Raw genomic sequence first — 18,526 nt, 5'->3', positions numbered from 1 at the left:
TCCCTGTGCAGGACACGGGACTTGACGGCTCAGCGGACGGTGCTGATCCAGCGGTACTGGAGCTCCGGGCGGCCGATCTGGCCGTACTGGGGGGCGCGGGCGGCCCGGCCGGCGGTGACGAGGTGCTCCAGATAGCGGCGCGCGGTGATCCGCGAGATGCCGACGGCCGCGGCCGCCTCCGTGGCGGTGAGCCCTTCCGCCGACTCGCGCAGGGTCCGGGTGACCGCCTCCAGCGTGGGACCGCTGAGGCCCTTGGGGAGGGATGTGGTGACACGGGGAGTGCGCAGGGTCGCGAGCGCCCGGTCCACCTCGTCCTGGCCGCTCGCCTCGCCGGCGGAGGCACGGAACTCCGCGTAGCGGGTGAGCCGGTCGCGGAGGGTGGCGAACGTGAACGGCTTGAGGACGTACTGCACGACCCCGAGCGACACTCCCTCGCGGACGATCGCCAGATCGCGGGCGGAGGTGACGGCGATGACGTCGGCGGAGTGACCGGCCGCGCGCAGCGACCGTACGAGCGCCAGGCCGTGCCCGTCGGGCAGGTACAGATCGAGCAGCAGCAGGTCCACGTCGGTGCGCTCCAGGGCGCGTACGGCCCCGGCCCGGGAGTGGGCGATCCCGGCGACCTTGAACCCGGCGACCCGTCCTACGTACAGGGCGTGCGCGTCGGCGGCGACGGGGTCGTCCTCGACCACCAGAACTCTGATCGTCACGCAGGCACCTCCGCGGGATGCAGCGGCAGCCGCACGGTGAACTCCGCGCCGCCGTCCGGACCTTGGGCCAGCACGATGGTGCCACGGCCGCGGTGCACCGCCTGCTGCACGAGCGCCAGACCGAGGCCGCGGCCCGCGCCATGGGTGGACCAGCCGCGCCGGAACACCTCGGCGGCGTCGTCCGGGTCGACACCGGCGCCGGTGTCACCGACGCGCAGCAGCAGCTCACCGTCCTCGACCCGGGCGGTCACGGTGACCCGCGCGCGTGCGGCGCGGGCCGGCGGTGCGCCCGCGGTGTCGACGGAGGGACCGCCGACGGGCGACGCGGCACCGGGGTGCGACGGCGTGCCGTGCGGGTGCGGGTCATGGGTGTCCGCGCCGTGCGCGGGCGGCTCGCCGGCCGTGCGGGAGGCGGGCAGTGCCACCGCCGGGCCCGGTACGGCCGCGCCGGCGACTGCCGCGGACGGGGCCGGCAGGGCAGCCGCGGGCGGGGGCGTGGCCGCTGTGGCCGGGGCCGCGAGCAGGGACTCCGACACCTCGTCCGGTGCCTCGGCCTGCGCTCCGGGCGAGCGGGGCGCGGGAGCCGAGGGAGGGGCCGCCGCCGGCGTGCCGGAGAGGGGGCGGGGGCCCGTGCCCGTCTCCGACGCCGCGTCGACGGCGTTGTCGATCAGGTTGCCCAGGATCGTCACCAGGTCGCGGGACGGGAGCGAGCGCGGGATGACGCCGTCGTCGATGCGGCTGTCCTCCGCGAGGACCAGTTCCACGCCGCGCTCGTTGGCCTGTGCCGCCTTGCCGAGCAGCAGCGCCGCCAGCACCGGTTCACCGACCGCGTCGACGACGCGGTCGGTGAGGGCCTGGGCCAGTTCCAGCTCGGCCGTGGCGAAGACGATCGCCTCGTCCGCCCGGCCGAGTTCGATCAGTGACACGACCGTGTGGAGCCGGTTGGCGGCCTCGTGGGCCTGGGACCGCAGGGCCTGAGTGAAGCCCCGCTCGGAGTCCAGTTCACCCGAGAGGGCCTGGAGCTCGGTGTGGTCGCGCAGGGTCACGACGGTGCCGCGCTGCTCCCCGCCGACCACCGGCCGGCTGTTGACGACGACGACCCGGTCCGCCGAGAGATGGAGCTCGTCCACGCGCGGCTCGGAGGCCAGGAGCGCCCCGGTGAGCGGCCGCGGGAGCCCGAGGTCCGCGACATGGCGGCCCACGGCGTCCTCGCCGAGCCCGAGCAGCTCACGCGCCCCGTCGTTGGCGAGCGCGATCCGGCGGCCGCCGTCGAGCATGACGAGGCCTTCGCGCACGGCGTGCAGCGCGGCCTCGTGGTAGTCGTGCATGCGGCCGAGCTCCGCCGCGTTCATCCCGTGGGTGTGCCGCCGCAGCCGGGCGTTGATGACATACGTACCGGCCCCGCCGAGCACCAGCGCCGCACCGGCCATGGCGAGCAGCGCCGTGACCTGGTCGCGCACCTGCTCGGTGATCTCCTCGACGGTGATGCCCGCGCTGACGATGGCGACGACCCGCCCGCCGTCGTACACCGGCGCCACCGTGCGCACCGACAGTCCGAGCGTCCCGACGTACTGCTCGCTGTAGACCCGACCGTCCAGTGCCGGCTCGATGTGGCCGAGATACGTACGTCCGATCCGGTCCGGCTCGGGATGCGTCCAGCGCCGCCCCTGGGGATCCATGATCACGACGAAGTCCATGCCGGCGTCCTTGCGCAGGCCCTCCGCGTACGGCTGGAGGAACGCCGACGGGTCCTTCGACCGCACGGCCTCGGACACCGAGGGGGAGCGCGCGGCGGCGGCCGCGGTGGCCCGGGACTGCAGGCGCGCGCTCTCCTCTGCCTGCGACCGGTCGGTGAGGTAGGCGAAGAGCGCGCAGCCGGCCACGATCGCGGCGACCAGCACGACCTGCATCGCGAAGAGCTGGGCCGCCAGGCTGCGGGGACGGGGGATGCGCATGCCGCCAGTCTGCCTGGCCGGATTTGTGTGAACGAAACGAACGCAAGGGTGACCGGTCTCACAGCCTGATGGATAGTCGCTGAGATCCATCGGGACGTGGACGAACATTCGAACGAGGAGGCACCCCCGTGGCCACTACAGCCGCAGGCAAGCGGGACCGTACCCACTATCTGTATCTGGCAGTCATCGGCGCGGTGGTGCTCGGCATCATCGTCGGTTTCGCCGCCCCGGGGGTAGCCGTCGAGCTCAAGCCCATCGGCACCGGGTTCGTGAACCTCATCAAGATGATGATCTCGCCGGTGATCTTCTGCACGATCGTGCTGGGCATCGGCTCGGTCCGCAAGGCCGCCAAGGTCGGCGCCGTCGGCGGTCTGGCCCTCGGCTACTTCCTGGTCATGTCGACCGTCGCCCTCGCCATCGGCCTGGTGGTCGGCAATCTGCTGGAGCCGGGCTCCGGACTCCACCTGACCGACGCGGCACGCGAGGCCGGCGCGGAGCAGGCGTCCGGCGGCGGGGAGAGCACCGCGGACTTCCTGCTGGGCATCATTCCGACGACGCTGGTCTCCGCCTTCACCGAGGGCGAGGTGCTGCAGACGCTGCTGGTCGCGCTGCTGGCGGGCTTCGCGCTGCAGGCCATGGGTTCGGCGGGCGAGCCGGTGCTGCGCGGCATGGGACACATCCAGCGTCTGGTGTTCCGCATCCTGGCCATGATCATGTGGGCCGCGCCCATCGGTGCCTTCGGCGCCATCGCCGCGGTGGTCGGCGAGACGGGTTTCGACGCGCTGAAGTCGCTGGCCGTCATCATGATCGGCTTCTACATCACCTGTGCCCTGTTCGTCTTCGTGGTGCTGGGACTCCTGCTGCGCCTGGTCGCCGGGGTGAACATCTTCACGCTGCTCAAGTACCTGGGCCGTGAGTTCCTGCTGATCCTCTCCACCTCCTCCTCCGAGTCCGCGCTGCCGCGGCTCATCGCGAAGATGGAGCACATGGGCGTCAGCAAGCCCGTGGTCGGCATCACCGTCCCGACCGGCTACTCCTTCAACCTCGACGGCACCGCGATCTACCTGACGATGGCCTCGTTGTTCATCGCGAACGCCACGGGTGCGCCGCTGAGCGCGTCCGAGCAGATCTCGCTGCTGGTCTTCATGATCATCGCTTCGAAGGGCGCCGCGGGCGTTACCGGAGCGGGTCTCGCGACGCTGGCCGGCGGTCTGCAGTCGCACCGGCCCGAGCTGGTCGACGGTGTCGGCCTGATCGTCGGCATCGACCGCTTCATGAGCGAGGCGCGCGCCCTGACGAACTTCGCGGGCAACGCGGTGGCGACGGTCCTGGTCGGCACGTGGACGAAGGAGATCGACAAGGAGCGGGCCTCGCAGGTCCTCGCCGGCAAGATCCCCTTCGACGAGAAGACCCTCGTCGACGACCACGCGCCGCACGGCGACAGCGGCCACTCGGACGTCCCGGCCCCGCGGGACGACGAGCGTGAGCCTGTGAAGGTCTGACCACCCGCGGACCTTCCTCCCAGGCGTGTGCCGGACCTCTTCCCCCCTTGGTCCGGCACACGCCGCTTTCCGTTTCCGGCGGTGTCGGCAGCCGTCGGGAGTCGTCGGCAGCCGTCGGGAGTCGTCGGGGGTCGTCGGGGGTCGTCGGCAGTCGTCGTACGACAGGCGTTGCATTGACGTCGGCGTCAAGGATTACGGTCTTCGACATGCGAATCGGCGAGCTTGCGGAGCGGGCCGGCACCACCACCCGGACCCTGCGCTACTACGAGTCCCGCGGGCTGCTCCCCGCACGGCGCGCGGTGAACGGCTACCGCACGTACGACGAGGGCGACCTGCGGATGGTCCGGCAGATCCGGACCCTTCAGGACTTCGGGTTCGGCCTCGAGGAGACGAGGCCGTTCGTCGAGTGCCTGCGCGCCGGGCATCCGGCCGGTGACTCCTGCCCCGCCTCGCTCGCCGTCTACCGGGCCAAGCTCGCCGAACTGGACACGCTGATCGAGCAATTGCGGTCCGTGCGGGCACAGGTCGGTGAGCAGTTGTTGCGGGCAGAGGCGCAGTTGCCCGAAGGCCCGGACCCACAATGCGAATTCGGAGGCTGACGAATGATCCAGGCAGAGGGCGTGGCCGCGGTGACGGACACGGATTTCGACGCCGAGGTGCTCGGCGCGGACCGTCCGGTTCTCGTGGAGTTCACCGCGGACTGGTGCGGTCCGTGCCGTCAGCTCGCACCGGTGCTGAGCGCGGTCGCCCGCGAGGAGGCCGGGCGGCTGAAGGTGCTGCAGATCGACGCCGACACCAATCCGGAGACGGTCGTCCGCTACGGCGTGCTGTCGATGCCGACGCTCATGGTCTTCGACGGGGGTGAGCCCGTGAAGTCCATGGTCGGAGCGCGCCCCAAGCGCCGGCTTCTCCAGGAGCTGGAGGACGTCCTCGGCTGACGGGGGACGCGACGGCGGCGGCCGCGCGGCAAGAGACCTTCGCACCGCGGCGCCCGTGGATGCCCGGCCGCGCGGCCGCCCGAAGCACCTCCCCGCGATCGGCGGCCGCCGACCGAGCACAGGGCCGTTTCGCCCCGGAGCCCACTCGGCCGGGGCGCTTCGCGCTCCACGGCCGCCGCCGGCCCGTGAGGACGGTCAGGACAACTGCCACGGGTGGAGCTTGTCCGGGTTGCGCACCGCCCAGATGTGCGTGATCCGGCCGTCGTCGGCGACCTCGAACGCGAACACCGTCTCGATCCGGCCCCCGGACTCGACCACCAGGCCCGGCAGCCCGTTGACCGTGCGCTCGAGGATCGTGCGGGGCGGCGAGAGCCGGGCGATCCTGAGGTAGAGGCGGGCGATCGGCTCCGCGCCCTCGATCGGCAGCAGGTGGGCGACGGCGCGGCCACCGCCGTCGGAGATCGCGGTGGCGGCCGGGTCGAGCAGACCGAGCAGCGCCTCGATGTCCTGCGCCTCCCAGGCCGCCTTGAACCGCCGGACGACGCCCGCCTGCCGGGCCGCGTCCGGGCTCGCCCCTGCCCGGGCGGCGGCGACGCGACGGCGGGCCGAGGACGCCAGCTGCCGGCACGCCGCCGGGCTGCGGCCGACGATCCCGGCCACCTCGGCGAACGGGTACCGGAAGACGTCGTGCAGCACGAACGCGACGCGCTCGGCCGGGGTCATCGACTCGCACACGACGAGCAGGGCCATGGTCACCGACTCGTCGAGGGTGATCCGGTCGGCCGGATCCACGCCGAGGCCGCCCGCCGCCCCGGCGATCCACTCGGCCGGGTCGGGCAGTGGCTCCGGGACCCATTCCCCGACGTAGATCTCCCGCCGGTTGCGCGCGGAGCCGAGCAGGTTCAGGCAGATACGCCCGGCCACCTTCGTCAGCCAGGCGCCCGGGGACTCGACGGCCTCCTGCTGCGCCCGGGACATCGCGTACCAGCGGGCGCACGTCTCCTGGACGACGTCCTCCGCGTCGGCCAGGGACCCGAGCAGCCGGTAGGCGAGATTGAGGAGCTGTCGCCGCTCGCTCACGATCGTGCTCAGCCCCGGGTCCCGCTGTTCGTCCGCCCGCCGCTGTGCTCTTCCCGCAGGGATGGTCATACGCTCTCCGGCTCCCTCGTTCACGTTCCCTCTTCCGTACGACGGATCGGAGCGGCGGAATGTGACGTCGGCGGCTCGCCTCACAATCGGCGGGGCTGCGTTGTCGGACCGGTGAAGAGGAGCACGCCACCCATGGGACAGGACGCCGAGCATGAACGACTTCCAGGAGATCGCCGACCGCGTCGAGATCGAGGCGCTGCGCGGTGAGTTCACCGACGCGGCGATGATGCGCGACCGCGCCCGCCTCGCCGCGCTGTTCACCCCCGATGGCGTTCTGCGCATGCCCAACGTCCCGGTCGAGTTCATCGGCCGCGAGGAGATCCGGGCCGGAGGGGAACGCCTCCAGAGTCAGTGGGACTTCTTCGTGCAGAACAGCCACCCGGGCACGATCCGGATCGACGGCGACACCGCCGTCGGCCGTACCTACATGCAGGAGATCGCGCGTCTGCTGGACGGCCGCTCGTGCGTGAACTTCGCCGTCTACCACGACACCTACCGGCGTACGCCGGAAGGCTGGAGGTTCGCCGAGCGGGTCTACGAGGTGAGGTACGTCGACACCACCCCGCTGGAGGGCTCGGCGCCCGGCCCCGACGCTCAGGCGCACGGCTCCGATGATGCCGGGGGCGTCGGACGGGCAGCGGCTGCCGGTGAGGCCGGGGACGCCGGCCGGGCATCGGGTGCCGGTGAGGCGGAGGCGTCGGCCATGGGGACGCCCGACGACTTCGGTGCGCCGGCGTCGGCCGAACGGCTGGACCGGGCGATCGCGGCGCTGCGGGCGAACGGCTTCACCGCCGAACTGCTCGACGACGCCGCGGCGGCCCGCGCCCGCATCAAGGACCTGATACCGGAGGGGGCGGGCGTGTTCACCGGGGCCAGTGAGACGCTCCGGCTCTCCGGCATCGCGCAGGACATCGAGGCGGGCGACCGCTACCGGGCCGTCCGGCCGCGCGTGCTGACGATGGACCGCGCCACCGAGTCCGACCGGATCCGGCGGCTGACGGCCACCCCCGACGTCCTCGTCGCCAGTGCCGCGGCCGTTACCGAGACCGGCTCGCTCGTCATCGCCTCGGGCAGCGGCAGTCAGCTGCCCGCCTCCGCCGGTGGCGCCGCGAGGGCGATCTGGGTCGTCGGGGCGCAGAAGGTGGTGCCCGATCTGAACACCGCACTGCGCCGCGTCGAGGAGCACGCCCTTCCGCTGGAGACCGCTCGCGCCCTGGCCGTCTACGGGCACCCGAGCGCGGTCAACCGTCTGCTCGTCCTCAACGCCGAACCGCAGCCCGGGCGCGCCACCGTCCTGCTGCTGCGCGAGGCCATCGGATACTGAGTCCCACGCGAGAACGCCAGACCGCCTCCGGGCCGGACGGCGAGCCGTATCGGGCTCGCCGTCCGCCCCACGCGTCTCGTCTCCGCTGCGCTCGTCCGGCCCCTCCGCCGCGACCACGTGACGGGACACGTCCCGACGGTTCCTACGGGACGGTCGGAGCGTCGGCGATGCGGTAGCCCACCCCGGGCGTCGTCAGGACGACCGGCGGAGCGCCCAGCTTGCGGCGCAACCGTCCGACGGTGACGGTCACCGTGTTGGTGAACGGGTCGGCGTTCTCGTCCCACACCTGTTCCAGGAGGTCCTCGGCACTCAGGAAGCCCGGAGCGGCGCGCAGCAGCGCCTCCAGGACGGCGAACTCCTTGACGGACAGCTCCAGCGGACGGCCGTCGCGGAGGGCGGTCCGGCGTACCGGGTCGAGTTCGAGACCGGCGGCGCGCAGCGTGCGGGCCCGGGCCGCGGGCCTGCGGCGGGCCAGGGCACGGATGCGCAGGATCAACTCGGGGAAGTGGAAGGGCTTGGCGAGGTAGTCGTCGGCGCCGAGGGTGAGACCGCTGACCCGGTCGCCGGGCGCTCCGGCCGCGGTGAGCACGTCGTCGGTACGGCCGCCGCGCTCGCCCTCACCGCGGTGCTCGCGCTCGCGCTCGGCGCCCTGATGAGGCGTGCGTGGCCCGCGATCCTCGTCGCCGTCCTGGCGATCGCGGTCCCGTACGCCGCGACCTCCTTCCCGCTGCTGCCCGACGGCCTGTCCCAGTGGCTGCTGCGGGTCACTCCGGCCGCAGGTTTCGCCGTCCAACAGACCCTCGTCGAATATCCGCAGGTCGTCGCCCACTACGCGCCCTCCGCCGGATACTTCCCGCTTCCGTGGTGGGCCGGGATCGCTGTCCTGGGTGCGTACGCGGTGTTGTCGCTGGGGCTTGCTCTGAGCCGCCTGCCGCACAGCGGCGATCGGGCTGGGGCACCGGTGGACCCGAGGTGACCCCTGTGACGGCGCGGGGCCCGGGGTCCTGCGCCGTCACACGGTCCCGAGCCCGCCCCGCAGGAGAGCGCGGCCGCTCCGCCGACAGCAACAAAAAACCGACCGAATTGACGGCCGGGGCATTTTCCTGGGTATATTTATTGTTTCCGTCCAAGGGATTCATCACCGGACGGAGAAGTTCAATAAACGTACCTTACCGCGTCAGGAGCTGAATTGTCAACCGAGGAATTGCGGCGGGAACAGCAATTCGTCTCTCTCGTGCACGAGCGGCTCGACCAGCTCCGCGACGAGGCCGAAGCCGCCCTGAACGCCACGATCGCGCAGGTGGGGACGGGCAGGCAGGCGCGGGTCGAGCGGGACGTCGGTGTCGTGGAGCATTCGGCGTCGCTGGCGGCCCTGAATGCCGCCGACACCGGTCTTGTATTCGGCCGCATCGACCGGCGTGACGGAGTCACCCATCACATCGGGCGCACCGGAATCCGCCGTGACGACGCGGAACGCACTCCTCTGCTGATCGACTGGCGGGCCCCCGTCGCGCGCCCGTTCTATCTCGCCACCGGTCACGAGCCGATGGGACTGCGCCGTCGGCGGCACATCACCACGCAGGGGCGGACGGTCACCGCGCTGCACGACGAGATCATGGATCTGGCCGACACCACCCGCACCGGCTACGAGTCCCACGACGCCGACGAGGTGCTGCTCGCCGCGCTGGGCAGCGCCCGCACCGGGCGGATGGGCGACATCGTGTCGACCATCCAGGCCGAGCAGGACCGGATCATCCGCGCTCCGCAGCGCGGTGTCCTCGTCGTGGAGGGCGGACCGGGAACGGGCAAGACCGCGGTCGCCCTCCACAGGGCCGCCTATCTGCTGTACGCGCACCGGGAACAGCTCTCCAAGCGCGCGGTGCTGATCGTCGGACCGAATCCGGCCTTCCTCGGCTACATCGGGGAGGTGCTGCCCTCGCTCGGCGAGACAGGTGTTCTGCTGTCGACGGTCGACGAGCTCTTCCCCGGTGTGCACGCCACGGGCACCGACAGCCCCGCCGCCGCGGCCGTCAAGGGCCGGGCGGACATGGCCGACGTCCTGGCAGAGGCGGTACGCGACCGGCAGCGGGTCCCCGACAAGGACGAGCCGCTCGTCGTGCCGCACGACGACGGAGACCTCGTCATCGACTGGGGCATGGCCGTCGAGGCACGGCACAAGGCCCGCGAGACGGGGCTGCCGCACAATCTCGCCCGCCCCCACTTCGTGTTCCGGATCATCGACGACCTGACGACCCAGCTCGCGGACCGCATCGGCGCCGACCCGTACGGAGGCCCCAACTTCCTCGGCCCCGACGACATCGCGCAGCTCGGCAAGGCCATCGCCGCCAGCTCCGACGTCCACGCCGCGATCGCCACGCTGTGGCCGCCGCTCACGCCGCAGGAGTTCCTGGCGGACTTCCTCGCGGAGCCGGTCCATCTGCCGGCGGAGGAGTCCGCACTCCTCAGACGTGCCACGGGCCCGTGGACCCCGGCCGACGTGCCGCTGCTCGACGAGGCCGCCGAACTCCTCGGCGAGGACGACTCCGCGGCCCTCGCCCGTGCCGAGGCCGAGCGCGCGCGGCAGATCGCCTACGCCCAAGGCGTGCTCGAAGTCTCCTACGCCTCACGGACGTACGAGTTCGAGGACAAGGAGGACGAGGACTCGGAGGTCCTCGCAGCGCACGACATCATCGACGCCGAGCGGATGGCCGAACGCCAGGAGGAGGCGGACCACCGCAGCGCCGCGGAACGGGCCGCCGCCGACCGGACCTGGGCGTTCGGGCACATCATCGTCGACGAGGCGCAGGAGCTCTCGCAGATGGCGTGGCGGCTGCTGATGCGCCGCTGCCCGACCCGGTCGATGACGCTGGTCGGCGACCCCGCCCAGACCGGCGACGCGGCCGGCTGCGAGTCGTGGCAGGAGATGCTCGAGCCGTACGTCGGCGACCGCTTCGAGCACACCCGGCTGGGCGTCAACTACCGGACGCCCGCGGAGATCATGGCCCTGGCCGCCGAGGTGCGGCGCGGCAAGGACCCGGCGTTCGAACCGCCGCGTTCGGTGCGCGCGACCGGGGTCGAGCCGTGGGAGGTGACGGTGGACCCGGCGGAGCTCGCCGCCACCGTCGCCGCCCGGGTGGCCGACGCGCCGCGCGAGGGCCGCATCGCCGTGATCGCCCCCACCGCCCTGCACGCCGCGATCGCGGACGTGGTTCCGGACGTGTCCGCCACGGGCGAGCCCGATCTGACGCGGCCCGTGGTCCTGCTCGACCCGAGGGCCGCCAAGGGACTGGAGTTCGACACCGTGATCGTGGCGGAACCGGACCTGATCCGTTCCGCTTCCCCGCAGGGTGTGAACGACCTCTACGTGGCGTACACCAGGGCGACGCAGCGCCTGGGAGTGGTGCGCACCGGCGGCCGGCGCGGAACCGGAGCCTGAGCCGCCGCCGACGTTCGCGGACGAGCGGGAGCTTCGCCGGGAACGCGCGACGGCCGCGGCCACCGTGGAGGTGGCCGCGGCCGTCGCGCATCGGCTCCGGCGGGGATCAGGCCGGCCGGAACCAGACCGTCGCCAGCGGCGGCAGGGTCGGGGCGATCGACGTACGGCGGCCGTGGGACTCCACCTGCTCCGCCTTCATCGGGTCCGGGTTGAGGACGCCGGATCCGCCGAAGCGCTCCTCGTCGGTGTTGAGGACCTCCGCCCAGGCGGTGACCGTCTCCGGGACGCCCAGCCGGTAGCCGTGCCGCACGACCGGCGAGAAGTTGCTCACCGCCAGCAGCGGCGAACCGTGCTTGTCGAAGCGCAGGAAGGCGAAGACGTTGTCCTCCCACGCCCCGCCGTCCACCCATGCGAAGCCCTCCGGCACGGTGTCCCGCTGCCACAGCGCCGGAGCCTTGCCGTACACGGTGTTCAGCTCGCGCACGAGGTCACGCACACCGCGGTGGTCGGGCTCCGCCGCGTACGAGGGGTCGAGCAGCCACCAGTCGGGGCCGTGACCCTCGGACCACTCGGCGCCCTGGGCGAACTCCTGCCCCATGAACAGGAGCTGCTTGCCGGGGTGGGCCCACATGAAGCCGAGATAGGCGCGGTGGTTGGCCCGCTGCTGCCACCAGTCGCCGGGCATCTTGCTGACCAGCGCCCGCTTGCCGTGCACGACCTCGTCGTGCGAGATCGGCAGGACGTAGTTCTCGCTGTAGGCGTACACCATCGAGAACGTCATCTCGTTGTGGTGGAACTTGCGGTGCACCGGTTCGTGCTCGACGTAGCCCAGCGAGTCGTGCATCCAGCCCATGTTCCACTTCAGGCCGAAGCCGAGCCCGCCGAAGCCGTCGTCGCCCACGTGGTGGGTGGCCCGGGTGACGCCGTTCCAGGCGGTGGACTCCTCCGCGACGGTGACCACGCCGGGGCAGCGCCGGTACACGGTCGCGTTCATCTCCTGGAGGAAGGCGACCGCGTCCAGGTTCTCCCTGCCGCCGTGCACGTTCGGCGACCATTCGCCGTCCTCGCGGGAGTAGTCGAGGTAGAGCATCGAGGCGACCGCGTCGACCCGCAGGCCGTCGATGTGGAACTCCTCGCACCAGTAGGTCGCGTTGGCCACCAGGAAGTTGCGGACCTCCTTGCGCCCGTAGTCGAACTCGAGGGTGCCCCAGTCGGGGTGCGCCGCCCGTGCCGGGTCGCTGTGCTCGTACAAGGGGCGTCCGTCGAACTCGGCCAGCGCCCAGTCGTCCCGGGGGAAGTGCGCGGGCACCCAGTCCACCAGCACGCCGATGCCCGCCCGGTGCAGGCTGTCCACCAGGTGCCGGAAGTCGTCCGGGGTGCCCATGCGCGACGTCGGCGCGTAGAAGCCGGTGACCTGGTAGCCCCAGGAACCGCCGAAGGGATGTTCGGCGACCGGCATGAACTCCACATGGGTGAAGCCGAGGTCCTTCACGTACTTCGGGAGCTGCACCGCGAGCTGGCGGTAGGTCAGTCCCGGGCGCCAGGAGGGGAGGTGCACCTCGTAGACGGACAGCGGCGCCTCGTGGACGGGCAGCTCGCCGCGGCGCGCCATCCATTCCTGGTCGCCCCACTCGTGGTGCGACTCGGTCACGATCGACGCGTTGGCGGGCGGCACTTCCGTGCGCCGGGCCATCGGGTCGGCCCGCTGCGTGTACGAGCCGTCCGGGCGCATGATCTCGAACTTGTAGAGCGCGCCGTCGCCGATGCCGGGCAGGAACAGCTCCCACACGCCCGTCGCGCCGAGCGAGCGCATGGGGAAGCCGGAACCGTCCCAGAAGTTGAAGTCGCCGACCACACGGACGCCGCGCGCGTTCGGCGCCCAGACGGTGAACCGGGTGCCGGTGACGCCCTGATGCGTCATCGGATGCGCGCCCAGCGCCCGCCACAGCTCCTCGTGCCTGCCCTCGCCGATCAGATGCAGGTCCAGCTCACCGAGGGCGGGAAGGAAGCGGTACGGGTCCTCGACCTCGAAACCGTCCTCGTGGCCTTCGTAGGTGACGAGGAGACGGTAGTCGGGGGTCGTCCGCAGAGGGAGGACGCCGGAGAAGAGGCCGTCGCCGTCGTCGTTCAGCTCGGTGCGCAGGCCCTTGGCGAGGACGGTCACGGACAGGGCGTGCGGACGCAGCACGCGCAGCTCGACGCCGCCGCGCACCGAGTGGGCACCGAGCAGGGCGTGCGGGTCGTGGTGGCCGCCGCTCAGCAGCCGGCCCCGGTCGTCGTCGCCGAGCGGCTTCGCCGCGCGGACACCCCGTCCGTCGCGCGGCCGGGGAGCGCCGGCCGGCTTGGCACGGGGCGCCTTGCCGGGGCCGGACGCGGACCCGCCCTGTCCGGCGGACGCGGTGCCGGTCCCGCCCTGACCGGCCGGGTCGCCGGAACCGGCGGCCGCCGACCGGGTGCCGGCGGTCCTGGTGGTGGCCCCCGCTGTCGTCCCGGCCGCGCTGCCGCCGGTCGCCGCAGACCTGGCCGCGGCGGTCCCGGCCGCCGGGCTCGCCGTGGGGGCGTCGGCGGCGGGAACGTCCGTGCCCGTGCCGCCGGTCCGGGTGCTCTTCGTGCGGGTGGCGCCCGCCCTGGCGCGGGCGGACCCGGCCGGCGCGGTCCCCGCTCCGGCGGCCTTGGTGGCGCCCGCCCGGGCACGCGCCGCACGCGCGGGCCGGGCCGCGGTGTCGCTCGAGCCGGCCGGCTGGGGTACGGCCGCGTCCGCCTCGGCGGTGACGGTCACGGACCCGGCCGCCGCCTCCGGCTCCGCCGCTTCGGCGGTGTTCGCGCGTGCGGCCTTCCTCCCGCCGGAGCGAGCCGGGCGGGCCCCGGGCCGCGGCGGCACGGGACCGGCTCCGGCGTCGGCCGTGCCGGCCGCCTCGTCCCCGGCGGGCACGGAGCCCTCCGGGGCGGTGGAGCCGGCCTCGGCCGGCTGCGGGGTCCCGGTCACGGACGGCTCGTCACCGGCGGGCGACGTGCCGGGGGCGGGCTTGGAACCGGGGGCACGGCCGGAGCCGGACCTCGTCCTCTCCGTGCCGCGCACCGCGCCCGGCTCGGCCGGCCCGGCGGGTCCGGTCTCTGCGCTGTGCGTCTCGGTCGGCTGGTGCGGGACTTCCGGTCCCGAGGGCTTGCGGGACGACGGTCGGGCGGTCACGGATTCGGCCTCCTAGGGCGGCGGATGCGTCGGTGGGGGAAGCGGTCAGGTCAGTCGAGTGCGGCGAGGCGTTCGATCGCGGCCATCGGCACGGGCAGCCAGTCCGGCCGGTGTCTGGCCTCGTAGAGGACTTCGTAGACGGCCTTGTCGGTCTCGTAGGCGCGGAGCAGTTCGGGTTCCTCGCGCGGGTCGTCGCCGCCGGCCTCGGCGTAGCCGTCGCAGTACGCCGCACGGCACCGCTCCGCCCACCCCGGGTTCCAGGGGCGGTGCGTACGGGCCGCGTAGTCGAAGGAGCGGAGCATGCCCGCCACATCGCGCACGGCGGGCTGCGGACGGCACCGTTCGGTGAGCGGCCTGGCCGGTTCGCCCTCGAAGTCGATGACGGACCAGGGGGTGTCCTTCGGGCCTCGCAGTATCTGGCCGAGATGCAGGTCCCCGTGCACCCGCTGGGCCGCCCAGGTGCGACCGCGTCCGCCGAGGGTGGCCACCGCGTCGAAGGCGGCGCGCAGCCGGGGCACGTACGGAACCAGCGCGGGCACGGACTGAGCGGCCGTCTCCAGCCGCCGGACCATCGCCGCCGCCAGCCGCTCGGTCTGCGGCCCGCCGAGTTTCACCGTCGGCAGGGTGTCGGCGAGCACCGTGTGCACCTCGGCGGTCACCCGGCCCAGCTCACGGGCCTCGCCCTGGAAGGAGCGGTCGGCGGCCAGCGCCTCGAGCGCGAGCACCCAGCCGTCGCGGGAGCCCGGCAGGAACGGCTGGAGAACGCCGAGGGTGAAAGGTTCCGGCGCGCTCGTCCCGTACCAGGCGACCGGTGCGGGCACCCGTGCGCACCCGGCCCGGGCGAGGGCGAGCGGCAGTTCGAGGTCGGGGTTGGGCCCCGGGTGGATACGCCGGAACAGCTTGAGGATGTACGCGTCGCCGTAGACGAGCGACGAGTTGGACTGCTCCGCGTCCAGCGGCCGTGCGGGCAGCCGGGCCGGCAGAGCGGGCGCGCCGTCGAACCGCTCGAAGCGCAGCGGCCCCAGCAGGCCCGGTGTGCGCAGCCGTTCCAGCAGGAGCGCGGCGAGCCGCGGGTCGCGGGTCCCCTCGTACACGGTCCGTCCGGCGAGCGGTCCGTCGGAGAGATGGCCGATCAACGCGGGTGCCATCGGCGGCGGCAGCGTCTCGCGCACGCCGATGAGCAGTTGGTAGCAGTCTGCGGACGACCGCACGGGCACGTCCCGCTGCGTGACCCGCACGAGCAGGTGCAGCAGCCCGGGGCCGGGCCCGTTCAGGGGCAGCAGCTCCGTCGCGGAGACGAGTGAGAAGCCTCCGACCGCGTACCCCTTGCCCGCGAACCAGCGCTGTTCGGGCAGCCATTGGCGCAGCAGTGGGGCGAGCGAGGGAAGCAGACCGAGCGGAGTCCGGGTGGATGCAGCCTCCGACATGGGCATCGCGTCCTTTCCCCGGGTACACCACGAATGCGCAAAGTGTCCCGGATTGCAACGGTGGCTGTCCGGCGGCGCGCGGGGATGAGGGGGGAGTGCCCGAAGCGGGGCGGTGGAAACCGCCCCGCCGGAGTAGGGGGCGCCTTTCGGACCGGTTCTGTCCCCCTCGTGGACACGTCAGGCTGTGACGGCTGCGCTCTTCGCGTCCTTGCGGAGGCGGAACCAGTAGAAGCCGTGGCCTGCCAGCGTCAGCAGGTACGGCCACTGGCCGATCGGCGGGAACCGCACTCCGCCGATGAGTTCCACCGGATGGCGTCCACTGAAGGTCCGCAGATCGAGCTCCGTGGGCTGCGCGAACCGCGAGAAGTTGTGGACGCACAGGACCAGGTCGTCTCCCCCTTCTTCCTTGGAGGGCGCCTCCCTCAGGAAGGCGAGTACGGCCGGGTTGGAGGAGGGGAGTTCCGTATACGAACCGAGCCCGAAGGCCGGGTTCTGCTTACGGATCTCGATCATCCGCCGGGTCCAGTGCAGCAGCGAGGAGGGCGACGACATCGACGCCTCGACGTTGGTGACCTGGTAGCCGTAGACCGGGTCCATGATGGTCGGCAGGTAGAGCCGTCCCGGGTCGCAGGACGAGAAGCCCGCGTTGCGGTCCGGGGTCCACTGCATCGGGGTGCGCACGGCGTCCCGGTCGCCGAGCCAGATGTTGTCGCCCATCCCGATCTCGTCCCCGTAGTAGAGGATCGGTGAGCCGGGCAGCGACAGCAGCAGCGCGGTGAACAGCTCGATCTGGTTGCGGTCGTTGTCGAGCAGGGGCGCGAGCCGCCGGCGGATGCCGATGTTGGCCCGCATCCGCGGGTCCTTGGCGTACTCGGCGTACATGTAGTCGCGTTCTTCGTCCGTGACCATCTCGAGCGTGAGCTCGTCGTGGTTGCGCAGGAAGATGCCCCACTGGCAGTTCTTCGGGATGGCCGGCGTCTTGGCGAGGATTTCCGAGACCGGGTAGCGGGACTCGCGCCGCACCGCCATGAAGATCCGCGGCATCACGGGGAAGTGGAACGCCATGTGGCACTCGTCGCCGCCGGCCGTGTAGTCGCCGAAGTAGTCGACGACGTCCTCCGGCCACTGGTTGGCCTCCGCCAGCAGCACCGTGTCCGGGTAGTGCGCGTCGATCTCCTTGCGCACCCGCTTGAGGAAGGAGTGGGTGCGCGGCAGGTTCTCGCAGTTGGTGCCCTCCTCCTGGTAGAGGTACGGCACCGCGTCCAGCCGGAACCCGTCGATGCCGAGGTCGAGCCAGAACCGCAGCGCGGAGATGATCTCCTCCTGCACGGCCGGGTTCTCGTAGTTGAGGTCCGGCTGGTGGGAGAAGAACCGGTGCCAGTAGTACTGCTTGCGCACCGGGTCGAAGGTCCAGTTCGACGACTCGGTGTCGACGAAGATGATCCGCGCGTCCTGGTACTGCTTGTCGTCGTCGGCCCAGACGTAGTAGTCGCCGTACGGGCCGTCCGGGTCGCTGCGCGACTGGAGGAACCACGGGTGCTGGTCGCTGGTGTGGTTCATGACGAAGTCGATGATGACGCGCATTCCGCGCTGGTGGGCGGCGTCGACGAACTCCACGAAGTCGGCCAGGTCACCGAACTCGGGGAGCACCGAGGTGTAGTCGGCGACGTCGTAACCGCCGTCCCGCAAGGGGGACTTGAAGAACGGCGGCAGCCACAGGCAGTCCACGCCCAGCCACTGCAGATAGTCCAGTTTGGCGGTGATGCCCTTGAGGTCGCCGACACCGTCGCCGTTGCTGTCCTGGAAGGAGCGGACCAGGACCTCGTAGAAGACGGCCCGCTTGAACCAGTCGGGGTCGCGGTCGCGTGCGGGGGTGTCCTCGAACGTGTCGTGGACGGGCTCATTCACGATCATGATGTGGGTGACCCTCCGGTCTGCTGGGACGGTCGCAGGGTGAGGATGTGCGCGGGCGCGGTACCCGGCTCGAGGCGCACATAGTTGGCCCTGCCCCAGTGATAGGTCTCGCCGGTGAGCTCGTCGCGCACCGGTACGGTCTCGTCCCCTTCGAGACCGAGTTGCGGCATGTCCAACGAGACCGTGGCCTCCTGGGTGTGGTGGGGGTCGAGGTTCGCCACGACCAGGACGACATCGGAACCGGACCGTTTGGAGTAGGCGATCATCCGGTCGTTGTCGACGTGGTGGAAGTGGACGTCACGCAGCTGCTGGAGCGCCGGATGGCGGCGCCTGATCCGGTTGAGCGTGGTGATCAGCGGTGAGATCGTGCGGCCCTCCCGCTCGGCCGTCTCCCAGTCCCGCGGGCGCAGTTGGTACTTCTCCGAATGCCGGTACTCCTCGCTGCCGACCTTGAGCGGGACGTTCTCGCAGAGCTCGTAGCCCGCGTAGAGACCCCAGGAGGGGGACATCGTCGCGGCCAGCACCGCACGCACCTCGTAGGCGGGCCGGCCGCCCTCCTGAAGGTAGGCGTGCAGGATGTCGGGGGTGTTCACGAAGAAGTTCGGCCGCATGAAGGCGGCCGAGTCGCCGGCCAGCTCGGTGACGTACTCGGTGAGCTCATGCTTGGTGTTGCGCCAGGTGAAGTACGTGTACGACTGCTGGAAGCCGATCGCGCCCAGGGTGCGCATCATCGCGGGCCTGGTGAACGCCTCCGCCAGGAAGATGACGTCCGGGTCCTTGCCGTTGATCTCCCCGATCACCTTCTCCCAGAAGACGACCGGCTTGGTGTGCGGGTTGTCGACACGGAAGATCCGCACCCCGTGGTCCATCCAGAAGCGCAGCACCCGGACCGTCTCGCGGACCAGGCCCTTCATGTCCGCGTCGAACGCGATGGGGTAGATGTCCTGGTACTTCTTCGGCGGGTTCTCCGCGTAGGCGATG

At 71.9% G+C, this 18,526-nt stretch carries 13 protein-coding genes and 1 pseudogene; 6 read left to right on the top strand and 8 right to left on the bottom strand.

The window, feature by feature from the left end; genetic code table 11:
• Positions 1–29 precede the first annotated feature (29 nt).
• Together AB0K36_RS26190 and AB0K36_RS26185 are read right to left on the bottom strand one after the other, a co-directional pair.
• Entirely contained in the window at positions 30–710 is a 681-nt protein-coding gene (locus AB0K36_RS26190) for a response regulator (RefSeq protein WP_364598916.1), read from the bottom strand.
• The gene (locus tag AB0K36_RS26185; RefSeq protein ID WP_364598913.1) at positions 707–2,665 is read right to left on the bottom strand and encodes a sensor histidine kinase; all 1,959 of its coding nucleotides are present in this window, start codon (positions 2,663–2,665) and stop codon (positions 707–709) included. The genes AB0K36_RS26190 and AB0K36_RS26185 overlap by 4 nt, the downstream gene beginning before the upstream one ends.
• A gap of 128 nt (positions 2,666–2,793) precedes the next feature.
• Between AB0K36_RS26185 and AB0K36_RS26180 the strand changes: the two genes are divergently transcribed.
• The 3 genes from AB0K36_RS26180 to trxA all read left to right on the top strand — a co-directional run bounded on the left by AB0K36_RS26180 (position 2,794) and on the right by trxA (position 5,105).
• Positions 2,794–4,167, top strand: a complete 1,374-nt coding sequence (locus tag AB0K36_RS26180; protein ID WP_364598910.1) for a cation:dicarboxylate symporter family transporter — start codon at positions 2,794–2,796, stop codon at positions 4,165–4,167.
• A 206-nt stretch (positions 4,168–4,373) separates the two neighbouring features.
• Positions 4,374–4,766 (top strand): MerR family transcriptional regulator, encoded by a 393-nt coding sequence (locus tag AB0K36_RS26175; RefSeq protein WP_364598907.1) that lies wholly within the window; start codon positions 4,374–4,376, stop codon positions 4,764–4,766.
• A gap of 3 nt (positions 4,767–4,769) precedes the next feature.
• Positions 4,770–5,105, top strand: a complete 336-nt coding sequence (gene trxA, locus AB0K36_RS26170) for a thioredoxin (RefSeq protein ID WP_364598904.1) — start codon at positions 4,770–4,772, stop codon at positions 5,103–5,105.
• A 195-nt stretch (positions 5,106–5,300) separates the two neighbouring features.
• Here the strand turns inward: trxA and sigJ are convergent, their stop codons facing one another.
• Complete coding sequence (gene sigJ, locus AB0K36_RS26165; protein WP_364598902.1) at positions 5,301–6,254, bottom strand: RNA polymerase sigma factor SigJ; 954 nt, start codon at positions 6,252–6,254, stop codon at positions 5,301–5,303.
• A 151-nt stretch (positions 6,255–6,405) separates the two neighbouring features.
• Between sigJ and AB0K36_RS26160 the strand changes: the two genes are divergently transcribed.
• Positions 6,406–7,578 (top strand): LUD domain-containing protein, encoded by a 1,173-nt coding sequence (locus tag AB0K36_RS26160; RefSeq protein ID WP_364598899.1) that lies wholly within the window; start codon positions 6,406–6,408, stop codon positions 7,576–7,578.
• Between the two features lie 142 nt (positions 7,579–7,720).
• Here the strand turns inward: AB0K36_RS26160 and AB0K36_RS26155 are convergent.
• A pseudogene (locus AB0K36_RS26155) lies at positions 7,721–8,167 on the bottom strand (winged helix-turn-helix domain-containing protein); the annotation flags it as partial.
• A gap of 36 nt (positions 8,168–8,203) precedes the next feature.
• Here AB0K36_RS26155 and AB0K36_RS26150 point away from each other — a divergent pair.
• Together AB0K36_RS26150 and AB0K36_RS26145 are read left to right on the top strand one after the other, a co-directional pair.
• Complete coding sequence (locus AB0K36_RS26150) at positions 8,204–8,554, top strand: hypothetical protein (RefSeq protein WP_364598896.1); 351 nt, start codon at positions 8,204–8,206, stop codon at positions 8,552–8,554.
• A 213-nt stretch (positions 8,555–8,767) separates the two neighbouring features.
• On the top strand, positions 8,768–11,014 hold the full coding sequence (locus AB0K36_RS26145) for a HelD family protein (protein ID WP_364598893.1): 2,247 nt from the start codon (positions 8,768–8,770) through the stop codon (positions 11,012–11,014).
• 106 nt (positions 11,015–11,120) lie between these two features.
• Here the strand turns inward: AB0K36_RS26145 and glgB are convergent, their stop codons facing one another.
• From glgB to AB0K36_RS26125, 4 genes are all read right to left on the bottom strand, one after another.
• Positions 11,121–13,277 (bottom strand): 1,4-alpha-glucan branching enzyme, encoded by a 2,157-nt coding sequence (gene glgB / locus AB0K36_RS26140; protein ID WP_435877935.1) that lies wholly within the window; start codon positions 13,275–13,277, stop codon positions 11,121–11,123.
• Positions 13,278–14,254: 977 nt separating this feature from the next.
• The gene (locus AB0K36_RS26135) at positions 14,255–15,631 is read right to left on the bottom strand and encodes a maltokinase N-terminal cap-like domain-containing protein (RefSeq protein WP_364598887.1); all 1,377 of its coding nucleotides are present in this window, start codon (positions 15,629–15,631) and stop codon (positions 14,255–14,257) included.
• Between the two features lie 177 nt (positions 15,632–15,808).
• Entirely contained in the window at positions 15,809–17,545 is a 1,737-nt protein-coding gene (gene treS / locus AB0K36_RS26130) for a maltose alpha-D-glucosyltransferase (RefSeq protein ID WP_005311705.1), read from the bottom strand.
• The coding region (locus AB0K36_RS26125) for an alpha-amylase family protein (protein WP_494517681.1) at positions 17,542–18,526 on the bottom strand (985 nt) is incomplete at its 5' end. The genes treS and AB0K36_RS26125, both read right to left, overlap by 4 nt.

Origin of the sequence: Streptomyces kurssanovii (assembly GCF_040677245.1) — a bacterium.
In the GTDB taxonomy this organism is placed as follows: domain Bacteria; phylum Actinomycetota; class Actinomycetes; order Streptomycetales; family Streptomycetaceae; genus Streptomyces; species Streptomyces kurssanovii.
The sequence above is the reverse complement of the archived record's forward strand: the minus strand, read 5'-3'. Positions and strand labels throughout refer to the sequence as shown.

Excerpts from the sequence above, each read along its gene's own strand:
- AB0K36_RS26135 (WP_364598887.1), bottom strand. The coding sequence starts at position 15,631 with ATGTCGGAGGCTGCATCCACCCGGACTCCGCTCGGTCTGCTTCCCTCG.
- treS (WP_005311705.1), bottom strand. The coding sequence starts at position 17,545 with ATGATCGTGAATGAGCCCGTCCACGACACGTTCGAGGACACCCCCGCA.
- AB0K36_RS26175 (WP_364598907.1), top strand. The coding sequence starts at position 4,374 with ATGCGAATCGGCGAGCTTGCGGAGCGGGCCGGCACCACCACCCGGACC.
- AB0K36_RS26185 (WP_364598913.1), bottom strand. The coding sequence starts at position 2,665 with ATGCGCATCCCCCGTCCCCGCAGCCTGGCGGCCCAGCTCTTCGCGATG.
- trxA (WP_364598904.1), top strand. The coding sequence starts at position 4,770 with ATGATCCAGGCAGAGGGCGTGGCCGCGGTGACGGACACGGATTTCGAC.
- AB0K36_RS26160 (WP_364598899.1), top strand. The coding sequence starts at position 6,406 with ATGAACGACTTCCAGGAGATCGCCGACCGCGTCGAGATCGAGGCGCTG.
- sigJ (WP_364598902.1), bottom strand. The coding sequence starts at position 6,254 with ATGACCATCCCTGCGGGAAGAGCACAGCGGCGGGCGGACGAACAGCGG.